The organism is Acidimicrobiia bacterium (genome assembly GCA_035948415.1).
In the GTDB taxonomy this organism is placed as follows: domain Bacteria; phylum Actinomycetota; class Acidimicrobiia; order IMCC26256; family PALSA-555; genus PALSA-555.
Genome location: DASZJD010000090.1, coordinates 1 through 4,160, shown reverse-complemented (window position 1 = coordinate 4,160; position 4,160 = coordinate 1). Strand labels below are relative to the sequence as shown.

The 4,160-nt window shown below is 74.5% G+C and carries 5 protein-coding genes and 1 riboswitch; all 5 genes read left to right on the top strand.

Translation table 11 applies throughout. The annotated features are described in order from the left end of the window. Window positions 1-181 precede the first annotated feature (181 nt). Window positions 182-667, top strand: coding sequence for a bifunctional nuclease family protein (locus tag VG869_12405; protein HEV3451994.1), 486 nt, complete (start codon window positions 182-184; stop codon window positions 665-667). Window positions 668-741: 74 nt separating this feature from the next. Continuing rightward, a complete protein-coding gene (locus tag VG869_12400) occupies window positions 742-1,278 on the top strand; it encodes a MerR family transcriptional regulator (GenBank protein HEV3451993.1) in 537 nt (178 codons plus the stop codon). A gap of 90 nt (window positions 1,279-1,368) precedes the next feature. Next, window positions 1,369-1,719, top strand: a complete 351-nt coding sequence (locus tag VG869_12395; GenBank protein ID HEV3451992.1) for a hypothetical protein — start codon at window positions 1,369-1,371, stop codon at window positions 1,717-1,719. Between the two features lie 25 nt (window positions 1,720-1,744). After that, on the top strand, window positions 1,745-2,830 hold the full coding sequence (gcvT, locus tag VG869_12390; protein HEV3451991.1) for a glycine cleavage system aminomethyltransferase GcvT: 1,086 nt from the start codon (window positions 1,745-1,747) through the stop codon (window positions 2,828-2,830). A gap of 125 nt (window positions 2,831-2,955) precedes the next feature. Further along, window positions 2,956-3,054, top strand: a riboswitch (glycine riboswitch). 51 nt (window positions 3,055-3,105) lie between these two features. Further along, on the top strand, window positions 3,106-4,160 hold a 1,055-nt coding region (locus tag VG869_12385; GenBank protein HEV3451990.1), incomplete at its 3' end, for a glycine dehydrogenase (aminomethyl-transferring).

Below are 4,160 nucleotides of genomic sequence, written 5' to 3'. Positions count from 1 at the left end.
CGCGCTGGCCGCCGACCCGGACGCCTACCTCGACGTGTACGGCGCGCGCGGGACGGCGGGCAATGAGCCGTGAACCGACCGGCCCCAGCCGCGAATCGGGCCGCGGGTCCGGGGCGGGACCGAGAAACCGCGATGCTAGGGTTGCTGGCGTTCTCGGGGTACGTGTCGAAAGGCGCTGCCAGTGATCCAGATGTCGCTGGTGGGGGTCCGAGTCGAGGTCCCCACGAACCAGCCCATCGTCCTCCTCCGGGAAGAGGACGGGCAGCGGTACCTGCCGATCTTCATCGGGCCCCCCGAGGCCACCGCCATCGTGTACGCGCTCCAGGGCATGGAGACGCCCCGCCCGATGACCCACGACCTGTTCAAGACCGTCCTCGACGAGATGGCGGTCCGGCTCCAGCGGGTCGTGATCACCGAGCTGCACGACGGCACCTTCTACGCCGAGATCGAGCTGGGCCAGAACGGCGACACCCACCGCATCTCGTCTCGGCCCTCCGACGCCCTGGCCCTCGCCGCCCGGTACCCCGACCCGGTGCCGATCTTCGCCGACGAGGCCGTCCTCGAGGAGGCCGGGGTCCTCTTCGACCAGGACGAGGAGGAGGCCGAGATCGAGGAGTTCCGGGAGTTCCTGAACCAGGTCCGGCCCGAGGACTTCGCCCCCGAGTGACTCGTTGACGGCGGCCAGGCCGCCAGGTAGCGTCACAGCGGCGTAACTACGCCCGTGTGACTCGGGAGGGCAGCGTGGCGGCCAAGCGGGGATCGGCGACCGGGTCGGCGCCGAGCGGGGCGCGAACCCTGGACGAGGCGTTGGCGCCCGAGCCGGGCTTCGGCGGCCCGCAGGTGTGCGCGATCGTCGGCATCTCGTACCGCCAGCTCGACTACTGGGCGCGCACGGAGCTCGTCCGGCCGTCGCTCGCCGACGCGCGGGGGAGCGGCTCGCAGCGCCGCTACTCGTACCAGGACCTGGTGCGGTTGAAGGTCATCAAGAGCCTCCTCGACGCGGGCGTGAAGCTGCAGACGGCGCGCCGGGCCATCGAGTACCTGCGCGAGGACACCGCCAACTGGGAGGCCGCCAGCCTCGTCCTCGACGGCTCCGACTCGGTGCTCGCCCGCGACGGCGACGCCCTCGTCGACCTGGTCCGGCGCGGCCAGGGCGTCCTCAACATCGTGCCCCTCGGCCACGTGGTCGAGGAGCTCGACGCGCGAATCCACGAGCTGGCGCCCGCCGACCCGCCCGCCCTGGCACCGCGCCCGCGTCGCGCCGCACAAGGGGGCTGACCGATCGGCGACGGCCTCCCGCACGAGGACACGCGCTTCGCGCACAACTCCGAGCGCCAGTTCGCCAAGCTCCTCGACTTCTACGGGATCGTGTGGGAGTACGAGCCGCGCACCTTCACCCTCGAGGAGGACCACCAGGGCCAGACGGTCCAGGCGTTCACCCCCGACTTCTACCTGCCGGCGTACGACCTGTACATCGAGATCACGACGCTGAACCAGAAGCTCGTGACGAAGAAGAACCGCAAGGCCCGCACGCTGCGCGAGCGCTTCCCGGGCACGAACATCAAGGTCCTCTACCAGCGCGACTACCTGCACCTGCTCGTGAAGTACGGGCTCGAGCCGCCGTCGCAGCTCGGCGGGGAGGCGCTCGACGCCACCGCGCGCCTCGATCTGCGACCGGACGTCGGCGTCGGCGGCGACGAGGAGGCCGAGACCGCCTGAAGGGGCCGCGTAGGCTCCGCCGCCGATGGCCGACGCGCTGCGCCACAGCCCGCTCGACGCCGCGCACCGCGCGCTGGGCGCGCGGCTGGCGGCCTTCGGCGGCTGGGAGATGCCGATCCAGTTCACGAGCGTGCTCGAGGAGCATCGCGCCTGCCGCGAGGACGCGGTCGTGTTCGACGTCTCCCACCTGGGCTCGGTGCGGATCGAGGGCCCCGGCGCCTTCGACGCCCTCCAGTGGGCGCTGACGAACGACCTGCGGCGCGTCGAGCCCGGCCGAGCCCAGTACACGCACCTCCTCGACCCCGACGACGCGCACGTGGTCGACGACATCATCGTGTGGTGGGTCGAGCCCGACGTCTTCCTGGTCATGCCGAACGCGTCGAACACCGCCGGGGTGACGACGGCCCTCGCCGAGGCCGCGGCGCAGGCGTCCGGCGCGAGCCGGGCCGAGGACGTCACCGCGTCGCGGGCGGTCCTCGCGGTGCAGGGCCCCCACGCTCGGGCTCGCCTGGCCGGCGTCCTCGACGCCGCCGCGAGCGTGCCCCGCCTCCACGTCCGGCCCGTCCACGACCGCTTCGACGGGTGGGCGGCCGGCACCGGCTACACCGGGGAGGACGGCGTCGAGCTGCACGTCCCGGCCGCGGACGCGCCGGCGGTGTGGGACGCGCTCCTGGCGGCCGGGATCCGCCCGGCCGGGCTCGGCGCCCGCGACACGCTGCGACTCGAGGCCGGGTTCCCGCTCCACGGCCACGAGCTGGGCCCGGGCATCACCCCGCTGCAGGCGGGCCTCGGGTGGGTGGCCCGCTTCGACAAGGGCCCGTTCCGAGGCCGGGAGCCGCTGCTCGCCGAGCGCGAGCGCGGCGTGGCGCGCCGGCTCCGGGGCCTGCTCGGCGAGGACCGGCGGGTGCCGAGGGCCGGCTGCCCGGTCCTCGTCGACGGCGAGCCGGCGGGGGAGGTGACGAGCGGGAACTTCTCGCCCACCCTCGGGCGGGGGATCGCGCTCGCCTTCCTGCCCCCGGCGGTGGCCGACGGCACCGCGGTCACCATCGACGTGCGGGGCCGGCCGGTGCCGGCGACCGTGGTGCCGACCCCGTTCGTGCACCGTCCGTGAGGCCGGCGGCGCGCCCGGGGTACGCTGCGCGTGGCCGTGGACCCCGGCCGGGAGAGCCTCGTCGAGGGCGAGGCGCCGAAGGAGCAACCACTCCCGGAACCTCTCAGGCCACCGAACCGACCGGGTGAGGCCACGCTGGAGAGCAGGCGGGCCATCCCGCCTCACCGAAGGGGAAAGCCGGCGCCGCCGGCGAATCTCTCAGGTCCCCCGACAGCGCGGGAGCCGCGGGCCACGCCGGTGGCCCGGCGCAGCACGCCGCGACTGGACGGAGGCCGATGACCCTTCGAGACCTCGAGCCCACCCGCTTCGTCGACCGTCACGTCGGCCCCGACCCCGCCGAGCAGGCCGTGATGCTGGCCGCGCTCGGCCTCTCGTCGCTCGACGAGCTCGCCGAGGCGACGGTGCCGGCGGCGATCCGGCTCTCGGGGCCGCTCGAGCTGCCGGCGGCCGCCGACGAGACCGCGGTGGCCGACGAGCTGCGCGCCCTGGCGGCGCGCAACACCGTCGCCGTCTCGCTCCTCGGGACCGGCTACGCCGACACGATCACACCGCCGGTGATCCAGCGCACGGTGCTCGAGAACCCGGCCTGGTACACGGCGTACACGCCGTACCAGCCCGAGATCTCCCAGGGGCGGCTCGAGGCGCTCCTGAACTTCCAGACCATGGTCGCCGACCTGACCGGGATGGAGCTGGCGAACGCGTCGCTGCTCGACGAGTCGACCGCGGCCGCCGAGGCCATGGCCCTCTGCCACCGGGTCCAGGGCGACGCCGGCTCCACGTTCGTCGTCGACCCCGACTGCCACCCCCAGACGGTCGCCGTCGTGCGCACCCGCGCCGAGGCGCTCGGCCTGCAGGTCCTCGTCGCCGACCCGGAGGCGGCCGGGCCCGACGACGTGTTCGGCGTGCTCCTCCAGGAGCCGGGATCCAGCGGCCGCGCGCGCGACCGGCGGGCCCTGATCGCGGCGACCCACGACCGGGGCGCGCGCGTCGTGGTGGCCGCCGACCTCCTCGCCTGCACCCTCCTGACCCCGCCGGGGGAGCAGGGGGCCGACGTCGTGGTCGGGTCGTCGCAGCGCTTCGGCGTGCCGCTCGGCTTCGGCGGCCCGCACGCCGGTTTCCTCGCCACCCGCGACGAGTTCCGGCGCAGCCTGCCCGGCCGCCTGGTCGGCATCTCGGTGGACGACGCCGGCCGACCCGCGCTCCGGCTGGCGCTCCAGACCCGCGAGCAGCACATCCGCCGCGAGCGGGCGACGAGCAACATCTGCACCGCCCAGGTGCTCCTCGCCGTGATCGCCGGCCTCTACGCCGTGTACCACGGGCCGGAGGGGCT